The organism is Candidatus Tisiphia endosymbiont of Dascillus cervinus, assembly GCF_964026405.1.
Taxonomy (GTDB): domain Bacteria; phylum Pseudomonadota; class Alphaproteobacteria; order Rickettsiales; family Rickettsiaceae; genus Tisiphia.
Genome location: NZ_OZ032146.1, coordinates 242,547 through 268,484, shown reverse-complemented (window position 1 = coordinate 268,484; position 25,938 = coordinate 242,547). Strand labels below are relative to the sequence as shown.

Annotated in this window: 21 protein-coding genes and 1 pseudogene; 12 read left to right on the top strand and 10 right to left on the bottom strand. The window is 32.1% G+C overall.

Annotated elements, in window-relative coordinates:
• Positions 1-261 precede the first annotated feature (261 nt).
• The 4 genes from proS to AAGD19_RS01210 all read left to right on the top strand — a co-directional run bounded on the left by proS (position 262) and on the right by AAGD19_RS01210 (position 4,548).
• Positions 262-1,554: a proline--tRNA ligase gene (proS, locus tag AAGD19_RS01225; RefSeq protein WP_341747989.1), complete on the top strand. Its 1,293-nt coding sequence runs from the start codon at positions 262-264 to the stop codon at positions 1,552-1,554.
• 331 nt (positions 1,555-1,885) lie between these two features.
• Complete coding sequence (locus AAGD19_RS01220; RefSeq protein WP_341747988.1) at positions 1,886-2,572, top strand: hypothetical protein; 687 nt, start codon at positions 1,886-1,888, stop codon at positions 2,570-2,572.
• Between the two features lie 39 nt (positions 2,573-2,611).
• The gene (locus AAGD19_RS01215; RefSeq protein ID WP_341747987.1) at positions 2,612-3,625 is read left to right on the top strand and encodes a COX15/CtaA family protein; all 1,014 of its coding nucleotides are present in this window, start codon (positions 2,612-2,614) and stop codon (positions 3,623-3,625) included.
• A gap of 5 nt (positions 3,626-3,630) precedes the next feature.
• Complete coding sequence (locus tag AAGD19_RS01210; RefSeq protein ID WP_410520826.1) at positions 3,631-4,548, top strand: RluA family pseudouridine synthase; 918 nt, start codon at positions 3,631-3,633, stop codon at positions 4,546-4,548.
• Here the strand turns inward: AAGD19_RS01210 and ppdK are convergent.
• Positions 4,521-7,166, bottom strand: a complete 2,646-nt coding sequence (gene ppdK, locus AAGD19_RS01205; RefSeq protein ID WP_341747985.1) for a pyruvate, phosphate dikinase — start codon at positions 7,164-7,166, stop codon at positions 4,521-4,523. The genes AAGD19_RS01210 and ppdK overlap by 28 nt on opposite strands.
• A 201-nt stretch (positions 7,167-7,367) precedes the next feature.
• Positions 7,368-8,912: a hypothetical protein gene (locus AAGD19_RS01200; protein WP_341747984.1), complete on the bottom strand. Its 1,545-nt coding sequence runs from the start codon at positions 8,910-8,912 to the stop codon at positions 7,368-7,370.
• 200 nt (positions 8,913-9,112) lie between these two features.
• Here AAGD19_RS01200 and truB point away from each other — a divergent pair, with 200 nt between their 5' ends.
• From truB to pnp, 3 genes are all read left to right on the top strand, one after another.
• Entirely contained in the window at positions 9,113-10,054 is a 942-nt protein-coding gene (gene truB, locus AAGD19_RS01195; protein ID WP_341747983.1) for a tRNA pseudouridine(55) synthase TruB, read from the top strand.
• The gene (rpsO, locus tag AAGD19_RS01190) at positions 10,032-10,301 is read left to right on the top strand and encodes a 30S ribosomal protein S15 (protein WP_341747982.1); all 270 of its coding nucleotides are present in this window, start codon (positions 10,032-10,034) and stop codon (positions 10,299-10,301) included. Before truB ends, rpsO begins: the two co-directional genes overlap by 23 nt.
• Before the next feature lie 65 nt (positions 10,302-10,366).
• Positions 10,367-12,616, top strand: a complete 2,250-nt coding sequence (gene pnp / locus AAGD19_RS01185) for a polyribonucleotide nucleotidyltransferase (protein WP_341747981.1) — start codon at positions 10,367-10,369, stop codon at positions 12,614-12,616.
• A gap of 85 nt (positions 12,617-12,701) precedes the next feature.
• Here pnp and AAGD19_RS01180 read toward each other — a convergent pair whose 3' ends face one another.
• Both AAGD19_RS01180 and AAGD19_RS01175 read right to left on the bottom strand, forming a co-directional pair.
• Positions 12,702-13,688 (bottom strand): N-acetylmuramoyl-L-alanine amidase, encoded by a 987-nt coding sequence (locus AAGD19_RS01180; RefSeq protein WP_341747980.1) that lies wholly within the window; start codon positions 13,686-13,688, stop codon positions 12,702-12,704.
• Between the two features lie 272 nt (positions 13,689-13,960).
• Positions 13,961-14,695, bottom strand: a complete 735-nt coding sequence (locus AAGD19_RS01175) for a lysophospholipid acyltransferase family protein (RefSeq protein ID WP_341747979.1) — start codon at positions 14,693-14,695, stop codon at positions 13,961-13,963.
• 95 nt (positions 14,696-14,790) lie between these two features.
• Between AAGD19_RS01175 and trpS the strand changes: the two genes are divergently transcribed.
• Positions 14,791-15,780, top strand: a complete 990-nt coding sequence (gene trpS, locus AAGD19_RS01170; protein ID WP_341747978.1) for a tryptophan--tRNA ligase — start codon at positions 14,791-14,793, stop codon at positions 15,778-15,780.
• A gap of 25 nt (positions 15,781-15,805) precedes the next feature.
• Here the strand turns inward: trpS and lpdA are convergent, their stop codons facing one another.
• Complete coding sequence (gene lpdA / locus AAGD19_RS01165; protein WP_341747977.1) at positions 15,806-17,203, bottom strand: dihydrolipoyl dehydrogenase; 1,398 nt, start codon at positions 17,201-17,203, stop codon at positions 15,806-15,808.
• Between the two features lie 94 nt (positions 17,204-17,297).
• The gene (locus tag AAGD19_RS01160; RefSeq protein ID WP_341747976.1) at positions 17,298-17,582 is read right to left on the bottom strand and encodes a hypothetical protein; all 285 of its coding nucleotides are present in this window, start codon (positions 17,580-17,582) and stop codon (positions 17,298-17,300) included.
• Between the two features lie 117 nt (positions 17,583-17,699).
• On the opposite strand from AAGD19_RS01160, the gene AAGD19_RS01155 reads away from it, so the two are divergent.
• Positions 17,700-18,683, top strand: coding sequence for a transposase (locus AAGD19_RS01155; RefSeq protein WP_341747233.1), 984 nt, complete (start codon positions 17,700-17,702; stop codon positions 18,681-18,683).
• 4 nt (positions 18,684-18,687) lie between these two features.
• Here the strand turns inward: AAGD19_RS01155 and AAGD19_RS07445 are convergent.
• The 4 genes and pseudogenes from AAGD19_RS07445 to AAGD19_RS01140 all read right to left on the bottom strand — a co-directional run.
• Positions 18,688-18,810, bottom strand: a pseudogene (locus tag AAGD19_RS07445) (PIN domain nuclease); the annotation flags it as partial.
• A gap of 69 nt (positions 18,811-18,879) precedes the next feature.
• Positions 18,880-19,038 (bottom strand): AbrB/MazE/SpoVT family DNA-binding domain-containing protein, encoded by a 159-nt coding sequence (locus AAGD19_RS01150; RefSeq protein WP_410520818.1) that lies wholly within the window; start codon positions 19,036-19,038, stop codon positions 18,880-18,882.
• 93 nt (positions 19,039-19,131) lie between these two features.
• Positions 19,132-19,812, bottom strand: coding sequence for a methyltransferase domain-containing protein (locus tag AAGD19_RS01145; protein WP_341748414.1), 681 nt, complete (start codon positions 19,810-19,812; stop codon positions 19,132-19,134).
• Between the two features lie 119 nt (positions 19,813-19,931).
• A complete protein-coding gene (locus AAGD19_RS01140) occupies positions 19,932-20,669 on the bottom strand; it encodes a lytic transglycosylase domain-containing protein (RefSeq protein ID WP_341747975.1) in 738 nt (245 codons plus the stop codon).
• 418 nt (positions 20,670-21,087) lie between these two features.
• On the opposite strand from AAGD19_RS01140, the gene AAGD19_RS01135 reads away from it, so the two are divergent.
• The 3 genes from AAGD19_RS01135 (at position 21,088) to AAGD19_RS01125 (ending at position 25,836) form a co-directional block, all read left to right on the top strand.
• Complete coding sequence (locus tag AAGD19_RS01135) at positions 21,088-22,590, top strand: Npt1/Npt2 family nucleotide transporter (RefSeq protein ID WP_341748413.1); 1,503 nt, start codon at positions 21,088-21,090, stop codon at positions 22,588-22,590.
• A gap of 320 nt (positions 22,591-22,910) precedes the next feature.
• Positions 22,911-24,578: a hypothetical protein gene (locus tag AAGD19_RS01130; RefSeq protein ID WP_341747974.1), complete on the top strand. Its 1,668-nt coding sequence runs from the start codon at positions 22,911-22,913 to the stop codon at positions 24,576-24,578.
• A gap of 274 nt (positions 24,579-24,852) precedes the next feature.
• Positions 24,853-25,836, top strand: coding sequence for a polyprenyl synthetase family protein (locus tag AAGD19_RS01125; protein WP_341747973.1), 984 nt, complete (start codon positions 24,853-24,855; stop codon positions 25,834-25,836).
• The last annotated feature ends 102 nt before the right edge of the window (positions 25,837-25,938 follow it).

Below are 25,938 nucleotides of genomic sequence, written 5' to 3'. Positions count from 1 at the left end.
TGATAAGTTCCTAAATGTCATTGCGAGGAGGCGTGAAGCCCGAACGAAGCAATCCATAAAAGTAACCAAAAATGGATTGCTTCGTCGCCACTAAAGTGGCTCCTCGCAATGACGAAGAAATTATTCAGAACTCATTCGGGTTAGTTATATAGCTAACAATTTTTCAAATAATTTGCATATATCTATTAGTATAGTTAATTTTTATGATATATTGCGTATATATTCGGATATACCAACTCTTTAATTCATTTGAGTCTATTCATGTTACTATCAAAATATTTTTTACCTGTGCTGAAGGAAGAACCAGTGGAGGCACAAGTGGTTTCTCATCGGTTGATGCTTAGAAGCGGTATGATAAGACAGCAATCTGCTGGGATTTATAGCTGGTTGCCGATAGGCTTAAAAGCCCTTAAAAATGTTGAAAATATCGTTCGACTTAATATGAACAAGGTAGGGGCTATTGAAATATTAATGCCTTGTATTCAACCAGCATCTTTATGGGTGGAATCTGGAAGATTTGAGAATTATGGCAAAGAAATGCTAAAATTCCAAGATCGCCATGATAATACGTTATTGTTTGGACCTACTAATGAAGACATGGTGACTGATATTTTTAGAAATAATATTCAGTCCTATAAGGATTTGCCAAAAAACTTATATCATATTCAATGGAAATTTAGGGATGAAATTAGACCTCGCTTTGGGGTTATGCGTGGTAGAGAATTCTTAATGAAAGATGCATATACTTTTGATATAGATCAAATAAGTGCTGTAAAAACCTATAATCAGATGTATCTAGCCTATATGCAAACATTTCGTGATATGGGTTTAACTGTAATCCCAGTACTTGCTGATAATGGTCCAATTGGTGGCAATTTAAGCCACGAGTTCCATATTCTTGCTGATAATGGTGAGAGTACAATTTTTTATGATAAAAAATTTCTATCTTTAACAGACCAGGAAAGTTTAGATATTGAAAAATTACAAACCTTATATGCGGCAGCAGAAGAAAAACATGATCCTGATAAATGCCTGTTATCAGAACATGACCTTGCCAGTAGTAAGGGTATTGAAGTTGGGCATATTTTTTATATTGGCACAAAATATGCCGAAGCCATGAATGCTTTAGTAAATAGTAATAAGGGTAATCTTGTGCCAGTGGAAATGAGTTCTTACGGTATTGGTATTTCAAGACTTTTAGCTGCCATAATCGAATCAAGTCACGATGATAAAGGGATTATATGGCCTACAAATATTGCTCCTTTTATGGTATCAATATTAAATTTGAACATAAATGATAATTACTGTAATAGATTATCTAGAACCATATATGATAAACTAACAGCAAATAATATAGAAGTGTTATACGACGATACTAGTGAACGAGCCGGTAGCAAATTTGCCACCCATGATCTTATAGGATCACCATACCAAATAATCATTGGTCCTAAAAAAGCTGAAAATAATGTGGCGGAACTGAAAAATCGTAAAACTGGGAAAATAGGAGATTTGTTTATAGATGCAATTTGTGATAAAATAATATCGCCTAATTAAAAGTAGGAATTAGGTTGTGTGAAGTTTTTAAAAAATAATGAGTATCAGTATTAGTGGGCTAAAAAAATCTGCTATACTAATAAATTATCAATAGACATATTGCGAAATTCGCTTCTACGAAAGGATTTGTAGGAGACACGGAATCTCGACCCGCAGTGTACTCAAACTTCGTTACGGATTCGAGTCTAGTCCCGACGCCCAAATTACCAGTAGAAGTAGAATTTCGCAACATGTCTAATATATAAAATATCATTAGTTTTAGACTCTAATCTAAAACTAATGATATTAAAAGGAATTGCTCTCTTACATTATTAATTTAATAAGGTACAATATGACAGTCCAAAATTCACACAATAATCTAATGAATTTTACAAAAGAACATCAGGTTAAAGATTTTACTCTAGAACAATATACATTCCGTTTTACAAACAAATTTGAATCCTATGTTATTTACTGGTATGGTATTCCAGTAGGGAATGCAAAAAATGGCTTATGTGGTGGTATGTCTTTAGCATCAATCTTATACTATAAGTATAAAATTGTAACACCTAAAAACAACATTACTCCAAGTATAAAAACTGATCCTCAAATGTTTACCTTTATAATAAATTGCCAAGTGGCTAGTCTCACCGTAAAAGCTTTGTTTAATTATTTTAGATTTATGTTTACTGCCAAAAGTACTGATGCAAAAGAATTAAGTAATCAGTATCCTATTATTATGCAAACAATTGATACAGATACTCCTGTCTTAGTTGGGTTAATTAGAGCAAAAGCAAGTTTTTTTAATCCTAAAACATGGTTAAATATAATCCAACACCATCAAGTAGTAGCATATAAATATATATTACAAGAAAAAACGATAACTTTTCATATATATGACCCAGATAGTCCTGGAGCTGATATGGCAATTACCATAGATAGAGATAACTTAGACATTACAGCTACTGGTTGGCTTAACCCAATTTACACCTTATTTGCGATTAGTTTTAATTATAATAAAAAACCGCCTGTTGTATAATAGTCTTCAAAATTATACAGAGCATTGAGTTTAGGTTTTATGTCACACATATTAGTAAAGCGTTGGTTGGCGGTATGCTGCTGCATGGTAATATTTATGATTTTTTTAGGAGGTCTCACTAGGCTTACTGATGCTGGTTTATCAATTGTTGAATGGAAACCGGTTTCAGGTGTCGTTCCCCCGCTGGGTAATGCTGATTGGCAGGATGAATTTGCTAAATATCAACAATCTGTCGAATATAAGCAAAAAAATACTAATATGACTCTTTCAGAGTTTAAATTTATTTTTTGGCTTGAATTTATTCACCGTTTTGCTGGCAGAGTAGCAGGTTTGTTGTATCTAGTACCATTACTGTATTTTTTTGTACGTGGACGGATTGATACAAGGTTACTGCCTGTATATTTGGCGATATCGTTATTATTTGCAGTCCAAGGATTTATGGGCTGGTATATGGTGAAAAGTGGTCTAATTTTGCAGCCATATGTCAGTCATTTCCGTTTAGCTTGTCATTTGGTTATTGCAGTTATTATCTATAATTTACTGTTCTATCAGCTGATGAAAAATAGTTTTGATATTTTACTAGTTGAACGGACAATAAGTTTAAATTTAGCAAAATTCTTTTGTATATTCACTATTATTATAGTTTATATACAGATTTTTTTAGGTGGTCTAGTTGCAGGTCTTGATGCAGGGCTTGTATATAATAGCTTTCCGTTAATGGGGAATAGTTTTATACCTCAAGAAATAGCTTTTAAACTATTGAGTAGAGATAGTTTAAGTGATGCTGTTTTTGTTCAGTTTATCCATAGAATTGGAGCGTATATTGTTTGTACTAGTGTTGGTTTGTTAGTGTTGAGTCTAATAAAAACCAAGCATCCTAAATTAAACAAAGTTGCTTATTATATTGTTGGTGTGCTGATATTACAAATGTTAGCTGGCATAATTACTATTTTATATTCAGTACCTATATTAATGACCTTAGTGCATCAGATTTTTGCTATTATACTATTATCATGTATATTATGGGGGTATTTTTTGTTAAAGAGTAGCTAGTGGCAATATTAAATGTAGATATAGAACTACCTTGTAGGTTGGATCGTTACTTGAAGAAGTTATATCCTAGCTTTACCCAAGGGATGGTTGAGCGTGCCTTAAGGTTTAAACAGATAATGGTTAATTCTTGTAAGGTAGCGGCAAATTTGCGAATAAAGGCTGGGGATCAAATTTTTATAGAGGATAGTTTAAATTTAGAACCTCAAAAAGTGTCTGATAGGGTTTTTTCGAGTTCGACAGTTATACTAGCTGGTAAGTTAATGAAGGATTACCTAGTTTATCAGGATGAGTGGCTTATAGCAATTAATAAGCCATCAGGTCTTGCAACCCAAGGCGGTAGTAAAATAAGCCTATCTATAGATGATGCACTACAATATTTAAATAGCCAAGGGGCAGATTTAAAACTAGTACATAGGTTAGATAAAGATACTTCAGGTATATTACTAATCGCTAAAAATTATGCGAGTAGTATAAAATTAGTGAAAGCCTTTAAGGAAAAGAATATTCAGAAAACCTATATTGCAGTAGTTTTAGGTAACCTTCCGCAACATGAAGGAGAAATTAGTGGTATGATAGGGAAGAATAGGGGAGGGGCGTATGAGACTGTACAAAATGATGAAGAACATGGCAAATTAGCCATAACTCGCTATAAATTGCTGAAAAACTTAAATAATGGTTTGACTCTAGTTGAGTTCACTCCTCTTACTGGCAGAATGCATCAACTTCGATTTCATGCGAAAATGCTGGGTTGTCCCATAATAGGTGACACAAAATATGGTACTCAAGAGGCAATGGCTTTATCCAAGGAAATGTTATTACATGCCAAAAGAATAATCTTACCGGAGAAAATATTTGCTAAAGAAATAATAATTAATATAGATTTACCGGGATATTTTTACCCACATCTCTTTATTTCCGCTTGAGCTGCAGCAATCCTTGCGATAGGAATACGGTATGGTGAACAGGATATATAATGCAAACCAATTTTATGAAAAAACTCTATAGAATCAGGATTTCCCGCATGTTCTCCGCATACGCCAAGTTTTAATGTAGGGTTGTTTTTTAGCCCACGTTGTATAGCAGTTTCTATTAACTCACCAACCCCTTCCTCATCCAATTTACTAAAAGGATCAAATGCAAAGATTTTTTTTTCCAAATAGTCTGGAAAAAATGACGCTACATCATCTCTAGAAATGCCGTAAGTTGTTTGTGTTAAATCGTTGGTACCAAAGCTAAAGTAATCTACCTGCTTGGCAATTTCTCCAGCTTTTAAAGCAGCTCTTGGTAGCTCGATCATAGTACCAAGAGTAAAATCAAACTTACATTGGTTAGTATTTTCCATGTCAATGATCACATCTTGTATATGTATCTTTAAAGCTTTTAGCTCATTAACGTCACTGATTAAAGGAATCATTAACTCTAGAACAATATTTATATTTTCTTCAATTTGCAATTCTCTGATAGCAGTAAAAATTGCCATTATTTGCATTTGATAAATCTCAGGATAAGAAATACCTAGGCGACATCCTCTATGTCCAAGCATGGGGTTCACTTCATATAATGCGTGCAAACGTTGTTCCACAACAGCTAAAGGTAGATTCATAACATCTGCTAAGTTTCTTTTATCAATCTCTGTTGTTGGCAAAAATTCATGTAAAGGAGGGTCAAGCAGTCTTATATTTACGACTTTACCATGCATAATTCGAAATAATGCCTTAAAATCTCGAATTTGCAAGGGCAATAATTTATTTATCGCATGTTTTCTCCGTTCTATATCAGGAGCAATTATCATTTCTCGTACTAATGGAATTTTATCAGGGTCAAAAAACATATGTTCTGTTCTACATAGTCCAATTCCACACGCCCCAAATTTCATGGAAACACCAGCGTCTAAAATAGTTTCAGCATTGGCTCTAACTTTTAAAGTAGCAAATTCATCTGCCCAATCTAGAATTGTTTGCAATTCCTTAGTAAAACTAGGCTGAATAAGTGGTACTTCCCCTAAAAAAATTTTTCCTGTTCCACCATCTATAGTTATTAAGTCACCATAATTAATGATAGTTTCCCCTATTTTAAAGAGCTGTTTTTTTTCATCTATTACCACATCACTTGCCCCGCAAACACATGGTTTTCCTAATCCTCTAGCGACTACAGCCGCATGTGATGTCATTCCTCCTCTAGCTGTAAGAATACCGGCTGAAACATACATACCATTTATATCTTCAGGACTAGTATCATGGCGTACCAAAATTACTTTATGGTGATGCGACATTTTCTCGGCATCATATGGAGAAAAAACTACTATACCAGTGGCAGCCCCAGGAGATGCTGGCAGTCCTTTAGCAATGAGGCTTAGAGTATTGCTATAATCAATAGCCGTGTGCAAAAGCTGAGTTAGAGATTCCGGATCTACACGCATTATTGCTTGTTGTTTAGTAATCAATCCTTCTTGTACCATATCCGTGGCAATTTTAATACTGGCTAAAGCTGTTCTTTTAGCAGTACGTGTTTGCAAGACATAGAACTTACCGTTTTCCACGGTGAATTCTATATCTTGTATATCCAAGTAATGTAGTTCTAACTTCTTACAAATTTTCTGTAATTGATCAAATATTTGTGGCATAACTGTTTGCATTGAGCAATCAGGAATATGATCGTTTGACATAATAGGGCTTGGGGTTCTTGTCCCTGACACTACATCTTCACCTTGGGCGTTTACTAGATATTCACCAAAAAGCTTATTTTCACCAGTTGCAGGGCAACGTGAAAATACTACTCCTGTTGCAGAATTATTGTTTTGATTACCAAAAACCATTGACTGTACATTAATCGCTGTACCCCAATCATTGGGTATATTATGTAGCTTTCTATAAGTTATTGCTCTATCACTTGTCCAAGATTTTAATACGGCTTTTATTGATTCTTCTAGTTGTGTATATGGATCAAAAAACGATTCACCACAATGATTAAAGATTATCTTTTTAAACTCTTCAACTATTATTCTTAGGAAATCCCCAGTAATTTCATTCTCTTGATAAATATTACATTTGCTCTTATGCATTTCAAATGCATTCTTAAATAATCCGTTTGAAACGGATAATACTATTGATCCGTACATTTCTAAGAATCTTCGGTAGCTGTCAAGAGCAAAAATTTCATTTCCAGTACTGGATAGCACATCGCAAACTTGATCATTATACCCAAGATTAAGTATAGTATCCATCATGCCGGGCATAGAGGCTCTTGAACCTGAACGGACGGATAGTAGTAGTGGATTTTTATGATCCCCAAAAATCTTACCAGTAGCATTTTCTAAATTTTTAACAGCTACCGCTAAATCCTTATTAAAATTTTCAGGCAAATTGTAATTATTTTTATAAAAATAATTACAAAGTTCTGTAGTAATAGTAAAACCATCGGGAATAGGTAAATTTAAGTTAGACATTTCAGCAAGACCAGCTCCTTTACTACCGAGTATGTCTTTCATTTGAGCATTGCCTTCCCCACCGTTAGTACCAAAATAATAGATCCATTTGTTCATAAATACCGAAACAATTTTTAAGATAATTATTATATAATATGGCTAGATAAGCTGCAATGTTTAAATGCCCTGTACTAGAAGATATCTTATCACTCAAGTCTTTTCCCTCACTCTCTTGATTTCTAGTTGATCAAATTTTGTACCGCTCAATAATAATTCATTAAAATCAAGTTTCTGTTTTTTAGCTTTTGATAATCCTGTCTACTTATAAATACTGGTATATTCAGGAATTTTTATTAATCTTCCATTAATTAGTTCAATGGTTATTTCCGCTACAGCTTCTTGATTTTTTTGTGAAATATGAATTTTCTTGAATTTATCATTATTACGTAGCCCAGCTTTATATGCTGTACTATCCTTTTTTAAGTTGCTAACTATCTTTTGAAAATTTGTAATATCAAACCCATAATCATTTATGGCAATTTTTTTATAATGTAATTTTGAGTTATTTAAGAAATTACTTAAATCAAAATTACCATATTTTACAAATTTATTAACTGTACGTTTCAAGTTATTTTTGGTAATATTGTTAATATATTGCCTCATAATTGAGGTAGTGAATTTCTCTTTTTTATTATGAATATGATTTGCCACTATTGTTTTTATAAGATTATCTAAACTAAACTGAGTATTAGTTAGATTTTGTATTTTTATATCTAGTACAGATGCTATTATATAGCCTCTGTCATATGGTAACTCGCTAGCTAGAGCATTATCCCAATATAATTTTGATATAGTTTCATTATCAAATAATAAGTAAGGAGAGGTATAATATTTTTGTAAAATCTTGTTATAGTTCCCTAAATATTCTTCAAATGTTACAATTCCATTAGTTAAATTAATCTTGTCAGTAAAATACTGTGTAAATCCTTCTGTAAACCACTTATATAGCGTTTCCTCTTTTTCCTTTATCAGAGTATTGCCTATCCACTTATGCAAATTTTCATGTGCCAGTAGGTGCTTAATATTAAAATCATTTACATTAAACTTCTCAGGTAATAGATACAGAACAGTATTACCGCCAATTAAAGTACCATAGAAACTATTATGTTTTCTATGGTTATTTATGAATACAAACAAATTATCATTATTCTTTGTTTCAAAGAATCTCTCTTGAGCATTTATTATTTCATACAAAAGTTTTGTTAATCTTTCCTGTGATTTGGTATCTATACTAAAAAATATTATGTTGTTACCCTTATAATTTACATTTTGTAAGATACTATGGTTTCCAGATATAGCAAATCCCTTTGAAATTAAGTTATCTGCAGTAAGATTAAGCTTTTGTATTTTATTAGCAGCAATATTGCCAAAATTAGTAAATACATCATTATGACTAGCAAATTTAATATCTACATCTATACTTTCGCCGTTTGTATATAATTTGGGGCATATTAAGGCAAACTTATATAAAAAATAAAATCCCTGGTCGATTATGTAAGTATAATAGCTTGATCCAAGTTTTTCTTGAGTATTCAATATATCATACCATACAATAATCTTTTGATTGGGTTTATGCGTTATTTTATTAGCATTTTTTATAAAAACACCATTTTCTACATGAATATTTTTTATTTGATTAGACAAATCATGTCCCCAAACTTGATGAGGAATATATAATTCTGTTTGATTTGAATTAGGAGAAGTAAATTCCAACTTAATTCTAAGCTTCTTATCCTTAGGAAAATGATAAACCTCATATGATAAGCTACCAAAAGCTTTGCTAATAAAAAAACAAAGATACATATTGCAAATATCTTTAAGTTTACGTTTAATATATAGTTAGCCTATCATTTCTATTTTATCATAACATTCTATATATACAATATATATTTTGATATACAAAGTGCTTTTTTGTAAGAAAAACAGTGTTTTTTTCATAGGATAGGATTATGCTAAGATTTAAACTACTCTTATGCTAACAATATTCGTAAATAACCGAACAAATGACGTTTTACCTTAATAATTGCTGGCTTAATATTTATAAACCTAAAGGCATAAGCTCAGCAAAGCTTGTTTCTATCATTAAGAAAAACCTTTTAGGGGCTAAAGTTGGTCATTGTGGGACTTTGGATGTTGAAGCTGAAGGTGTATTACCTTTGGCAATTGGTGAAGCAACAAAACTAGTACGAGTTCTAGTAGATGCAAAGAAAACTTACATTTTTACGGTACAGTTTGGTAGGCAAACTGATACAGCAGATGCTTCAGGAAAAATAATAAAGGTTACTGATAATATTCCTACTTCAATTGATTGCCATAATATATGTAAAAAATTCATAGGTACAATAAAACAACGTCCTCCTGCCTTTTCTGCTATAAAAGTTAACGGTATTAGATCTTATAAGTTAGCACGAGAAGATTTGGTAGTAGAATTAACTCCTCGAAATATTGAAATATATAATTTAGAATGTCTTAATTTCAATCACCAAAATAATCAAGCTACCTATAAGGTTGAATGCTCTAAAGGGACTTATGTAAGGACTCTAGCAGAAGATATTACTTTATCCTTGCAAAGTTTAGGATTTGTGGTAGAATTACAGCGTACTAAAGTTGGAATATTTGCAGCATGCAATGCTATTAAATTAACAGAACTTGATATACAAAAGCAAGAAATGAAACAGTTTCTCGCAGAAAAAGCTATAAAGATTGAAGCAGTACTGGACGACATCCTGGTGCTTGATGCTACTACTGACCAAGCTAAGAAAATCATTCATGGTCAGAAATGCTATTTTGATTATCCTGAAAATATTGAATTAATTTGGATTCGGTATCATGACTCTCTCTTAGCAATTGGTAGCTTGAGTGAAAATTGCTTTAATTCTTTCCGAGTATTTAACCTAATAAAAATAAACGTGGAGATTAATGATGTCGATTACAGCACAGCGTAAGCAGCAATTAATTACAGAATATGCTACTAAAGAAAACGATACTGGTTCTAGTGAAGTGCAATGTGCAATTCTAACTGAAAGAATCAATAACTTAACAGGGCATTTTAAAACTAATCACAAAGATTATTCTTCGAGAAGAGGATTATTGATGTTAGTTGGTCGTAGGCGTCGATTGTTGGATTATATCAAGAAGCAAAGTCTAAGCAGATATTTGTCGTTGATTAATAAACTAGGAATAAGAAAGTAAAATAAAGCCCGGTTAAAAAATCAAAATTTTAGCCGGGTTTTTTGTTCATTAAATAAGGAATAAGAATGTTTGAAGAAATAACAAAAACGATAGAATTAGGTGGGAAACGACTAGAATTAACTACTGGTAAAATTGCTCGTCAAGCTGATGGAGCAGTTATGGTAAAAATGGGAGGAAGTGTTTTATTATGTACTGCCGTGAGTAGCAAAGAAGTAAAAGAAGGGATAGGATTCTTTCCTCTTACTGTACACTACAAAGAAATGGCATTTGCTGCTGGTAAAATACCTGGAGGATTTTTTAAAAGAGAAGGTAAAGGGTCAGAAAAAGAAGTATTAGTCTCACGCTTGATCGACAGACCGATTAGACCATTATTCCACCCAGCCTTTCTTAATGAAACACAAGTAATATGTACTGTTCTTTCATACGATCCTGAATGTAATACGGATATATTAGCAATTATTGGAGCATCGGCTGCATTGGCTTTGTCTAATGCACCCTATCAAGATATAGTAGCAGCTAGCAGAGTTGGTTTGATAAATGATCAATTCATATTAAACCCTTCATTTAGTCAATTAAAGGATAGTAAATTAGACTTAGTAGTGGCAGGCACTAAGACGTCAGTTATGATGGTTGAGTCTGAAGCTGATCTATTGTCCGAAGAAAAAATGTTGGAAGCTATTGAGTTTGGTCACAAGGCATTACAGCCTGTAATTGAATTGATTAATGACTTAGTAAATATTGCTGGGAAACCTAAATTACAGCTTACCGATTTATTCCCTACTAGCTTAAAGGAACAAATTAGAAGCATCGCATCAGAAGATATTCAGCATGCTTTTTCTATCAAATCAAAACAAGAAAGGGTCTTAGCGGTAAAGCATGTTTCTGATATAATTAAGCGACATTTTGCCGAAGATATTGCTAATAATAATCTTACTAATGCTCAGATTGAGTTCGCTCTTAAAGAAGTAGAATCAGATGTACTACGTCATGACGTATTAAAGAGAAATATTCGTATAGATGGTAGAAAACCAACAGATATAAGAAACATTGCTTGTGAGGTTGCGATACTGCCAAAAACACATGGTTCAAGCTTATTTACTAGAGGAGAAACACAAAGTTTAGTAGTCACTACACTAGGTACTGGTCAAGATGAACAAATTGTTGATAGTTTAGACGGGGAATATAAAGAGCGTTTTATGCTTAACTATATTTTCCCTCCTTATTCAGTAGGCGAAGCAACCCCAGTAAGAGCTCCTGGTCGCAGAGAGATAGGTCATGGCAAACTAGCATGGAGAGCCATTAACCGTATGTTGCCAACTAAAGAACAGTTCCCTTATTCTATTAGAGTAGTGTCAGAAATTACCTCCTGTAATGGTTCGTCATCTATGGCTACTATTTGTGGTAGCTCAATGGCTCTGATGGATGCTGGAGTACCCATCACAACTCCTATAGCAGGTATTGCTATGGGTTTGATAAAAGAAGGTGATAAGTTTGTAGTATTATCCGATATTATGGGGGATGAAGATCATCTTGGAGATATGGATTTTAAAGTAGCTGGTGGCACACACGGCATAACCGCATTACAAATGGATATAAAAATATCTGGAGTAACGTTTGAAATAATGAAGCATGTTTTAGTTCAAGCAAAGCTTGGTCTTGTTCATATTTTACAAGAAATGGATAAGACTATTAATAAAACCAATAACCATATTAGCCAGTATGCACCTTGTATTCAAAGTTTTAAAATTGATAAAGATAAAATTAGAGACGTCATAGGGTCGGGTGGCAAAGTAATACGCGAAATTTGTGATATGACATCGGCTAAAATTGACATAAGCGACGATGGCAATGTAACTGTTTCGGCTATAGGCAAAGAGAAGCTAGATATGGCTGTCGAAAAAATTAAGTCAATTGCTTTTGATCCTGAAATAGGCGGCATATTCAATGGAACTGTTGTTAAAATATTAGACTCTGGAGCGTTTATCAATTATTTAGGTAATCGTGATGGATTCATACATATTAGTGAGATTTCAAAAGAACGTATCGAATCTGTATCTAGTGTTTTAAAACATGGAGATATAGTAAAAGTTAAACTTATTGGTTTTGACAATAAAGGCAAAGCAAAATTAACCATAAAAAATATCGATGCTAAAGTTACTCAGGACGTTACAAGTAATCAAAAATCTGAGTCTTATAAAGATAACAGCGATAATAATGGTAATAAACGCGAATCTGCAAAGAAATGGCAAAATAACAAAACAGCCTCCTCTAATGAAGATGAAGTTGTAACTAAGGAGCGTAAGTATTTTAATTAAAACCAAACTAACTCAACTAGCCTCTGTGATATTTATAGAGGCTAGTTAGTTGTTTTGTGTGGTTTATTACAAAAATTTGAAGCGATTAATTTTCCGAGTACTGATTTAACACATCTCCAAGTACCATTGAGTCATTTTCGTCCCATATACCACCAAGAGCCTCTTTATTTTCTTTGGTATTATTATGCCACAAGTTTTCCCACAAAATCTTTTGATTTGGATCATTTACAATATCCTGTCCTCGATAATGCAGTTTCATCGATAACATAGCATTAATAGTTTGATCATCTAGCTTTCCTAGATTCGTACCTTCATTATTTAGTACTTTATATCCTAACTCCTCAAGTTGCTTTTGTATATTTTCAATTGTATCTTTATCTTGCTTACTCTCGTCTTTATAAGAAACTATTACTTCCGGATTTTCTTTCCTTTCCTTAAAGCAATATACACCAAAATTATGAGAAAACCCTTTTTCTTCTGCCTTGGCGAATGTTTGCCATGGAAAATACGGTCCAGGTCCTATTTTCCTTCCAGAAGTCCAATCACTATGAGCCAATAACATTTTTGGATTAGAATGTGTGTTAGTTGTTAACCATTCTTGCAACTCAATTCCAGCCCTTATCTGTGGCTCGGGATAATCTTCTAATCCAGTATTTACATAATTAATTCCTACCGAAAAACTATTCATATCATTCTTTAAAATGTTCTCCGGCAAGTGAGGATTCCACTTACTTAGATAGTGTAACCCACCAACTCCTGCATGGTAAGCCCTACAGGTCACAGGCACCAATTTAAATGTTACCCCCTCTTTATCTATAAGAAAATGAGTAGAGGTGCCATTTGTCTCATAAGCATTAAAAGCTGCCTCAACAGTTGGTGATACTGTGTAATTATGAACAGTATAGGGAATAGACTGATCTTTTTTAAATGTTGCATCTGGTATTTCTGGATTTCTTACATTATTACGTAAATTGTAATTATTACATTTCCCTTTTTCAAGAGATTGTTCTGGGTACTGAGTATCCTGATTCTCACGTAGATATCTAAGATTGAATGTTAATTTTTCTTTCATGATATACCTATTTTTAATGGTTTTGATACTGTTAAATAGCAGGGTAGTTTAAAAATCGCACCTTGAAGCTGAAGTAAGTAATTATTAAGACATCCAACGTCATGAGCTACGAAGATATGAAGTACCGCCGAAGCAATTTCCTCGCAATGACGTTTGAAGCACATATCCACCTAAAACTACTTCGGTTTTTTCAACTTTAAACTGCCATGATTAAATAGTACTATTTAATTCTATCCAAGGCATTAATATTTGTCTAGATTAAATTTATTGCTTCACAAAGTTTGTTCAAATAATATTTGCTTTTCAGTATTGATTACCTGTTCTATCTTACTTGTCAATTCTCGAACATCAGATTGCTCCATTTCTTCTACAGGAATAACATCAATAATCTTTACTTGGATTACCCCTGGTTTCTTAATCCAAAAACCCTTTGGCCAGTATACCCCTGCGTTGTGAGCCATCATCACGATCGGTACTTTTGCTAGTAATGCTAATTTTGCTGCACTGGGTTTAAATTTGACATTTTGTTCTGGTCTAAGTCTAGTAGATTCAGGAAAAATAACCAACCATAAACCACTTTTTATCTTTTCTTGTCCTTCTCTTAAAATTTGACCAACTGAGATATTGGCATTACGGTCTACGGCAATTGGCTTAACCATTTCCAATCCCCAACCAAATAATGGGATATTAAATAACTCTTTTTTTAATACCCAAGAATGTTCAGGTATAATTAATTGTACAAATATTTGTTCCCAGCATGATTGGTGATTAGACAATACTATAGAAGGAAATGAAGGCAATTTATCTAGACCAGAAACTTGGTATTTTAAACCACAAAAGATTCTAGCCAGCCAAATAAATACATAGGAGAAAATAACTCCAATCCTGTAACGTATATAATAGTTGACATTAAAATATGTTACAGGTATGTAACATATAAGGAAGAATGTAATGGTAAATATAGCAAGTAATGCATAAAATGTTAATACTCTTAAACGCCAAAACATAGTTGGTTAATCTTAGTTGTTAATAATTAATGGGTACAATAGCATAAAATTACGTCTACATATAGATATAATTAGTAATTATTCGGGGAAATTAAATGAAAAAAACAGCTCTATCCGGATGTCAAGTGACCGGGACTCTGCATTTAGGAAACTATCTCGGGGCAATTGTTAATTGGTCTAAGCTCCAAGATGAGTATAACTGCTTGTTCTTTTTAGCCGATTTGCATGCTATTACTATAGATCGTTCACCTATAGAGCTAAATTCTTCTATATTGCAAACTGTTGCTATATATATAGCAACAGGACTTTTGCCGGAGAAAACCACTATATTTGCCCAAAGTATGGTGAAGGAGCATACTGAACTTGCTTGGATATTAAATTGCGTTACTCCGCTTGGTTGGCTTAAACGAATGACTCAGTTTAAAGACAAAGCAGGAAAAGACCAGGAGAGTGCTGGTTTAGGATTATTGTCTTACCCAGTATTGATGGCAGCTGATATATTATTATATAATGCTGATATAGTACCTGTTGGCGATGATCAAAAACAACATTTAGAACTTACCAGAGATATTGCGGCTATCATCAACAGGAAATTCAATCAAGACATCCTAAAATTACCAGAACCATTAATTCAAGGCTCATCAAGAATAATGAGCTTAAAAGATGGTCGTAAAAAAATGAGTAAATCTGATCCATCTGATTTATCTCGTATTAATTTAAATGATAGTCGAGATCAAATTTACCAAAAAATTAAAAAAGCTAAAACCGATCATTTAGCTGAGATTAGTTATGATCCTCAGAATAGACCAGAAATCAGCAATTTAATTAACATTTATTGCAGTTTATCTGGTAGTAATGTTGACACAATAGTTAATCAATACCAAAATACCGGTTTTGCTAAATTTAAGGATGATCTAGCTGATATTATCATCACAACTCTAACTCCCATTAATACCAAATATGCAGAGTTAATGAAAAACCAAGATTATCTAGTAAGCACACTACATAACGGAGCAGATAAAGCTAGAGTTATCGCTACTAGAACTCTGACTGAAATCAAAAAATTAATGGGCTTTGTTGTATAAAACTAATTACTATTTAAACAGCTTCCTAAAAATTAATACTCCTCCTATCCATAGCCAAAGCCGCTTCCTTTATGCCTTCACTCAAGGTAGGATGGGCGTGGCAAGTTCTTGCTATATCTTCTGAAGAAGCCCCAAATTCCATAAATGCTACAAGCTCTGCAATCATAGTACCAGCGCAAGAACCTATAATATGTGCTCCAAGTACTTTATCAGTTATGCTATCAGCTAATATTTTTACCATCCCATCAGTAGAGCCTGTGCTTCTCGCTCGACTATTTGCCAAAAATGGAAATTTACCAACTTTGTAATCAATCTTAGCTTCTTTCAATTGTTCTTCTGTTAAACCAACACTTGCCACTTCTGGATAAGTGTAGATGACACTTGGAATAAGATTATAATTAACATGACCTGCTAAGCCTGCCATAATTTCAGCGGCAGCAACAGCTTCCTCTTCTGCTTTATGAGCAAGCATAGGACCAGCAATTACATCACCGACAGCATAAATATTCGGAATTATTGTTTGAAACTGCCTATTTACCGTAATTCTATTTTGTTTGTCCGTTTCAATAGCTAATTTATCTAAACCTAAATCTGTTGTATGGGCTTTTCTACCAACAGCCAATAACACTATATCAGCAGTTATTTGTTGCACTGAGTTATCGGCTGTTTGTTGTATATTCAAAACAACTTTTCCTGCTTTTTTCTCAGCAGACAGCACCTTAGTATTTAATCGCAATTCAATAGATTGCTTTTGCAGGATTTTGGTAAATTGACCGATAATCTCTTTATCTAAAGCTGGCACAATACTTCCAGCATATTCAATAACCGTTACTTTAGAACCAAGCCTATTCCATACCGAACCAAGCTCTAAACCGATATAACCACCACCAATCACTACCATAGTTTCTGGGACTTTAGCAAGATTCAAAGCTCCCGTTGATGAAACTATATATTCCTCATCAACAACAATATTGGGCATTTCAATAATATCAGAGCCAGTAGCAATTAAAATATTTTTAGCCGATATCTGTTCAATTGATGTACCGTTAGTAATTTCCACAAGATTGGCTGAAATAAATTTGGCACTTCCTGTAAATTTAGTGATTTTATTTTTTGCAAACAAGCTTTCTATGCCTTTGCATAAGTCTGATACTATCTGACTTTTTTTAGTCATCATTTTTTGTAAATCAAGTTTGGCTGAGGTCATAATGCCAATATCGGCACAATGGTTCAATACTTCATGATATTTCTCAGAGAAATTTAGCAATACCTTGGAAGGAATACAGCCAACATTTAGGCAAGTACCACCAAGCGTCATCCTTTTCTCTATACAGGCAACCTTCATACCTAACTGAGCTGCTCTTATTGCTCCTGTATAACCAGCTGGACCACTACCAATTACTATTAAATCAAATTCTTGCATATATTTTCCCTTACTTATAATAATTAATGGCATTATAAACCATAAATATACGAACACTAATAGCTAATTTGAATTTAATTCAATTATTTTTTGATTATTTTATTGTAGTAAATATTGGCAGAGTTGATGCTTTATGGTCAAAAGTGAAACTAGTACTACAACCATTTAGTTCATTTAGTTTACCTATTAAAATATCAGCAAAATCTGTATTACAGTTCTCATATTCTCTAACAGTTAGCGATAAAGTTTTGTGATCCTCAAACCGGAATTCTATAGTAGCAAATATTTCTTTTAGTACATTTATTATTTGGTTTTTTGAATATTTATAACCTCGTCCTAAAACCCAAATTATTTCACAAACTACTATGTTATTAATCAAAACTTACGCTATGAGAAAAAAAATGGTACATTATGTTGAGTATAATTTACAAATGCCAAGAGGATAAAATTGCAAGCAATACCAGTTAATAGGACAGATTACTGTCAATTTCTAATAGTGAGTCAAAAGAATTATAGTTTGACCTACTATGCTGAACATGCCAAAAAATGTAGCCATGATGTTATTAATAGATTTTTAAAAAATGAAAAATATACACCTTCTTTGTTATGGGAACATATTAAGGATGATGTTATTTTATCGCCTAACGGATATACAATATTTGATGATACGGTGTTAAATAAAAGAAATACCAAGAAAATAGAAATTGCTAGATCACAGTACAGTGGGGCTACAGGTGGTATTACTACTGGTATAGGAGTAGTAAGTTTGGTATATTATAATCCGGATATTAATAAGTTTTGGGTAATAGATTACCGAATTTTTTCGCCCGAACATGATGGAGCGACAAAAGTAGAACACCTATTAAATATGTTAAATAATGCTGTGTATAGCAAAAAGATTCCTTTTCAAACTGTGCTTTTTGACACATGGTATGCTACGCATAAAATTATGCAACATGTTGATTCCTTGGGTAAATATTATTATGCTCCTATTAAAGCAAATAGAAACGTTACTAAAACTTCCTCTTCTAAGCCTTATAAAGCTGTTAGCAAGTTAACGTTTTCAGATGAGGAAATTAAGAGCGGAGTGGAGATTCATATAAAGGGCTTTGCAAAAGATAAGCATGTTAATTTGTTTAAACTTACTGTTTCTACCAACAGAGTTGATTATATTGTTACCAATAACAAAACTCAAAAATCTTCTAAAGCCGTACAAGATGAGTGTGGCTTTCGTTGGGTAATTGAGAGCATGCATAGAGAAATCAAGCAACTTACCGGTATAGAACGATGCCAATGCAGAAAACAACGCATCCAGCGTAATCACATTAGTTGTGCATTTTTAGTGTGGGCTTTTCTAAAAAGAACTGCACACAAAATAGGTAAGACGGTTTATCAAATAAAGTTAGGGCTTTTAGATCATTATATGCAACAGCAGTTACGTTCACCCTCTTTACGCTATTTAGAACCTTACATAGCGTAAGTTTTGTAATAAATATAGAACCACTAATACCTGAATATTGCTCAATTAATTTTGTAGCTTTGCTACTCTGTACTTCGTCATCTTGAATCAAATAACGAATTAAAACATTAGTATCAATTCCGATCATATCCACTCTTAATGGATTCATTCATATCTTCGATACTTAATGGTGTTTTCGGTTTGGGAAGTATTCCTTTTAAATTTTTAACTGGCTTATTAATGGCACTACTATAAAAGAGCCATCTTGTATAATGAACTCTAATTTACTGCCAGAAGATAAGTGTAGCTTGTTTCTAATATATGATGGGATAGTAACTTGTCCCTTACTTGTAACTGTTGAGCACTGTGCTTTCATAAGATACCATATTATGTATATTAGCTATGATTATTATAATAATGTAAGGAGAAAGTAAGAGCAAGCTATAAATGCTTATTTTTTCCTACTATTTTAAATACTGGTTATTTTTATACTATTTTTACTCGGAGAGGCAATGAAGCTAATTATATTAATTTGTTCGGTAAAAGTGTTAGTATCATTGCTTAGAATAGAAAGCATTTGCTTCGATATCATGTTATGAGAGTTTTTTAATAACGCTCCGGATTCTCCAATATTCTTTAATTCTCTAATGAAATCTAAAGGGCTTTTATAGCTCAGTTGAATATTTTCATAATCAACGATAATTTCTGTGAATCCTGCCTGTCCTAGTAAAGGTGTTACGTGATCAAAATGGATAAAAGGGGAAACATGTTGAAAGTGAGGACGACTTAATGCTATTTCAGTTTCAATGAATTTCATTCGTAGTTCTTTTAGGCTGTTACCACCGATAAAATTACCAATAAATAGACCATTTGGTTTTAAAATACGTTTTATCTGTAACAGAAAATTTTGTACATCATTGATCCAGTGTAGACCCAAGGAAAAAGTTATTAGGTCAAAACTAGCTGCTTTAAATGGTAAGTTTTCTTCATCAACTAGTAATTTGGGAGTATGGTCAAACGATTGTAACATAACATTTGATGCACTAGCCGCTACAATTATAGCATAGTTATAGTTCTGCACTAATAGTTTAGTTAGTATACCAGTACGACATTCTAAATCTAAAATATCAGGAAATTCTTTATCAATAATATTTAGACGTTCAATAATATCGAATGCTGCATATTTAAAAAACGAACACTCAGCGATATTATCCACCACTTTGTCACGATTAGATTTTAACTTCTCACGATCAAATATAATTGTTACCTCTAGCTAGCTCTTGGTAATACTACCATAATATTACTCTTATATTTCCTAATATTACTTTCAAATGAAGCTCTCTGTTTATTCCTCAAAAGCATGTTTGTTGGCAGAGGAGGTGTATTATTATAATAATTGTATCCACTATACATGTTAATAGAGTTTTTATACAAGTCCATATTGTTAGCAATTTTGATAACATCTTGTTTATATTTAGAGCCAAACTCATGGGTGGCTGAATGGTAATGAGCAATTGCTTTGTGCCAACTACCTAACTGATCATATTTAGCTTTTAGGAATTTAGCAGCATAGGCGACGTTTTTCTTAGGATCAAAAGCTTGATTTAAAGAGTTAAATGCATTTAAATGATGTTTTAAGTTGATTTGCATACATCCTACATCAATATTTTCTTTGCCTTGAATAATTTGTTTTTTTACAAATGATGTTGCCTCTTTTTTAGTATTAAAATAATATCCTTTACCTTCAACATTGACAGTCCAAGGCCAAACCACTTTAATTTTATATTCAGTATGTTTTTTGCCCGATTCTTTTAAAGCTATCGAGTGTAACGTATTAGGAGGAATTTTATGTACCTTTTCAAAGTAAGGAAACATCCTTGAGCATTTATGTGATTCAGCAATTTCTACGTCTATATTAGCATATGCTACATTAACATATAAATATAATGGAAAAAGAAACAATAAATATATGGCTAATATTGACCTAATGGACATAATTATTATCATTTTACTTTATCTTTTGTAGCATATTAAAAATTTTCCTACAAGGCAAGTTATGTCTCGTTGTCCTATAATTTTGTCACATAAATATTTTGTTAATAGAAAAATATGCTTATTTTCATTGACTTTATTAACATAGAGCTTTAAAAGGTTTAGTTTGGCTTCATTACATTATCTATGTTAAATAACCCGAGTTGCCAATTAATTATACTGGCAAAAGCTATATTTAACGCTGGTTTCATGTGAGGCTCGATACTAAAACATTTTTAATACAAACATATTTCTAAAAAATATAGTTTTTATTAAGTGTTTTAATGTTACAAATTAACTTCAAATGTTCATAAAACCTAGCTCTGCTCTTATAAATTAATTGGCAACTCAGGTTAAATAGTGTTAGTCTTTAGGTAATTTTTTGTATAAAATAATGTTACCATTCAAAAGTATTTTTACTAAAATTCAGGAAATCATTTGGCCTATAGAAAGAGAGGAATTGAAACTTTTTTTGCCTATGGCATTAATGATGCTGTGTATTCTTTTTAATTTTGGAACACTTAGATCCGTTAAGGACGGATTGGTCATACCATCAATAGGAGCAGAAGTCATTAGTTTCCTAAAACTTTGGTTTGTTCTTCCTTCCTCTATATTATTTACTATAATATATGTAAAACTTAGTAATCACGTACGTTTTGAATATATTTTTTATATAGTAATTTTGAGTTTTTTGCTTTTTTTCCTGATATTTGCTTATATCATTTACCCTAATCAGGAGTTTTATCATCCAAATGCTGAGCAGGTAGAACATTTAGTATCATTGTATCCTAATTTTCGATGGTTTATCAAGATAATGGGTAAATGGAGTTATGCTCTCATGTATATCTGTTCAGAATTATGGAGTGCAGTAATTATTAATCTAATGTTTTGGCAATTTGCTAATAATATTTTTGATACCAGTAAAGCGAAACGTTTCTATCCAATTTTAGGAATGGTAGGTAATGTTGGTCTGATTTTAGCTGGCAATATATTAGTAGCTTTCTCAAATGTACGAGGGGTAGTCGATGCTCAAGTTATAATAAATGAAGATTTGCAATATAAATCAGAACTAATGCTACAACCTGTTATTTCTATAATAGTGTTTGTTGGTATAATTTCCATGCTGTTATTTAGGTTAATTAATTATCTTATTTTGAATGACGAGGTGCTAAAGGCTGATTTCCAAATAGTTCAAATACAGGCAAAAACTTCCTTATCACTTATGGATAGTATAAGGTTGGTTATTAACTCAAAATATATTGGACGCATTGCTTTATTGATAATTTGTTATGCACTACTAATTAATATAGTGGAAGGTCCGTGGAAAGCTAAGGTAAGGGAGCTTAATTCCAATATGTTAGATTATATACATTTTATGGGTAGGTTTAATATTTGGATGGGAATTTCCAGCGTTACTTTTATGATAGTTGGTAGTAATGTGATTAGGAAATTTACTTGGTTAATTTCAGCATTATTAACACCCTTAATGCTTTTGATAACTGGCTTAATGTTTTTTATCTTTGTTATTTTTTCAGAATATATAAGTTTTGGTATAAAAGACTTTAATCCAATTTATGTGGCTGTAATTATCGGAGGAGTACAAAATATTTTAAGTAAATCAACTAAATATTCGTTATTTGATTCAACAAAGGAAATGGCATATATTCCTTTATCATTAGAACTTCGAACAAAAGGTAAAGCTGCTGTTGAGGTTATTGGTATTAAATTTGGTAAGTCCTTAGGAGCTTTTATCCAGTCTTTTATATTTATTATAGTGCCTACTGCCACATGTGATTCAATAGTAGTTTATTTACTAACAATTTTTATTATTATAGTTATTTTGTGGTTTTGGAATATAGTACAACTAAACCGGGAATATGTGAAGTTATGTAATTGACCCCAATTCGGGATAAGAATTAGTTAATTCTTATCCCGAATTGGCTTTAATATAAGGGAAAATGTATTCTTAAAACGATTTTGCGAATGCATTTTAAACCTTTCTAAAGCTAAAAACATAATTTTAATCTTTTAAAATCATGTTTTTAGCAAAATGGATTGCCACGCTCACGTACGTTCGCTCGCTAATAGACATATACGCTTATAAAACGTCATTGCGAGGAGACCATAGGTCGACGAAGCAATCTATAATTTCACTGAATTTGGGATAAGAATTGACAAATTCTTATCCCAAATTCGCGTAAATTGAAGTTAATGAGCATGCGAAAAAAGTTAATATATATATCAGTTATAATTGCTGTAATCCTATTGATTTATACCATTTCATGGTTGGTAATTGTTACTTCTGTAGCTAGTAAGATTAATGGGCAATATAGTAACCGCTATATCGCTGCTAATTCGATAGATAGTGAACAAAAATATTTCATTAAATTTAATAAAGTTGTTAGCTATGGTTTTCCGTTTAAAATTGCCTTGCAAGTAATTGGTTGGCATGAAGAGGGAGAGAATAGTATAATTGAATTTAATTCCCCGATTTATATAGGTTATGATTTACTGAAACAGGCTTGCTTTGTTAGTTATTTTGGTGACGCAACAGGTCGCTATAAACCTATTGAGTTGGGATTTGGTACAAAATTCGAAAGTGGTAATTATTCTTTTATAGCCAAAATGCCTTTAAGCTTTAAATTATTTAAGATTTTTATACAAAAAAAAGATCCGTTTGAAATTATAAATTTTATAAAAAAGTTGGAATTAACATCTGAGAAAACAAAAATTTTTGATTTAGTTGACGGGCAGAAATTATATGATGAAGATCATACAATTATTTCATTTTCACTAGAAAGGAATAAATATTATACTGATCTAGAAGATTTTAAAAATAATGTGCCACAAAAATTAAATGTTACTTATTCAACAAACATCTTAGAAAGTAATATTATAAACAGAAGAATACCAGCTGGTCTTTTATTATATAGATTTGCTTGGCCGATACCTTTTAGTTTTGAAGGTAAGTTTTATATAAAAACTAATAAATCTTTATATAGTGAATTTGCTAAAGATTTGGAAATAAAAATGATATCCAGCAAGTTTTCAAGTAGTATCCAAGAATCCTTGACTACTTTATTGTATCAAAGTAAAGTAGAAGAAGGTAGCAATGATAGTCATCTTAAGGTTAAATCAAAAATTGATTTGAAGCCAGGATTTTCCGATAATATATTGAATTCTATACAGTATTTATTGTCATATATATCGCTACTCCCTAATAGTTCATCTTTAATAGAAGAATTACAGTATATTAACAGTAATAAAGATAAATTCAACTTGACTGAATTAGAGAACCATCAATATATTTTTGATTTAGATATAAATTTTCTTGCTAGAAAAAAAGATATAATGAGAGCTCAAATAAATAATCTTAGTTTGTTTTCTAATAATACCGGATTTCGATTATCAAGTGAATGCAGGCTAGATGCATTTAGAAAATTTGATATTAAGGGACTTATTGTCTTCAATAATTATTTAAAGGCAACGGATATTATAACCAATTATTTCTTTAACTTGGGTAGGTTTAAAACATTCTCAGAAGATAGTCGTATTGTATACAAAGAAGGTACGAAGTATTTTTTAAGAACCATATCAGATCATCCTGATTCTAACTCAGGTGACATAAGTTTTGAGTATAATTTAGATTCAAGTAATATAGAAAAAGGCAAAATAGGTTCCGTAGACTTTAATAAATTTTTGCCATTATATTATCTAGCATTATACAAAAAAGCCTCGGAAAAAATACATATTGGTGATAATGTAACAAAAAGGATACAAGAACTAGTACCTGATTTTAATGAGCATCATTCATTGTTAAAACAATTAATGATCCAGCCTTTTTTGGAGGTTGATAGTGATGTTTGGCAGGAAGTCATAAAATAACCTGAATTCGATGTAACAAGTTACATCGAATTCAGTATTATATATAGAAACAATCAGGTTTGAAGCGGCTGCCCACCTGATTGTTAAAATATAATACTCCATTCAATATGTGATTTTAATTATTAAAATTACATATTGAATGATGAAAAAAGTTAAAATGCACCCGCGTCAGCCGCTTCAAGAGTGCATTTTTCCTTATAACAAAGCAAGTATCGATATAAGAATTAATAATTCTTATATCGAACTGAGGTTAAAATAGCATTAGAGATGTAAATTGGATACTATAAAAATAATACATAAAGATTTAGCAGTAGAACTGTCTAGCTTAAATAAACTTATTCTGACCCACTTAGCTGCCAAAGAACAACTAGTTGGCGTAATAGGTAAATATTTACTAGAATTTGGTGGAAAGAGAATCCGGCCATTACTAACAATTCTAACTAGTAAAATGTTTGGTTATGTCGGTGAAGATAATATCAAACTTGCTGGAGCTGTAGAATTTATTCATGCAGCAACTTTACTTCATGACGATGTAGTAGATGAAAGTACAATGAGAAGATCCAAACCTACTGCTAATGTTGTTTGGGGGAGTAAGGCTAGTATTCTAGTTGGAGATTTTTTATTTAGTCAATCATTTCAGTTAATGGTAGATACCAAATCTGTTAAAGCTATGAAATCTTTATCAAGAGCTTCAGCAATTATATCAGAAGGTGAAGTTTCTCAGCTTGTGAAATTGAATCAGCGGAGAATTATTGACGAAACAGAATATAATGAAATAATTATGGCGAAAACTGCAGAGTTATTTGGAGTATCTTGTGAAGTAGGAGCAATTATTTCTAGTCAATCTAACGAGATCTGTGAAAGTTTACAAAATTTTGGTAGATATTTAGGAAATATTTTCCAAATTATTGATGATTTATTTGATTATTTAGGAAATAGTCATGATATTGGCAAGAATATAGGTGATGATTTTTTAGAAGGAAAAATAACTCTACCCCTAATCTTTTTATATAAGAAGCTTGATGATACCGGGCAATTAACAGTTCAGAAAATGATTAAGGCGGATAATAGATCTGAGAGTGAATTTGAGATAATACGAAGTTTGATGATACAACATGGTATTAAGCAACAAATTATCGACCATCTAGCAAACATTAAGAATGAGGCTAGTAATTTATTAGAGCAAATCCCTATACAGAATATTTATAAAGATCATTTAGCTTCTTTACTTGAGTTTACGTTAAATAGGTCTTATTAGGTTATGTTGCCAAGGTTTATGCGATAATAATAATTTAACCTGAGTTCAATACAACATTACCGTACCTCATACATCATACCTAGTTACAATTAAATCTGGTCT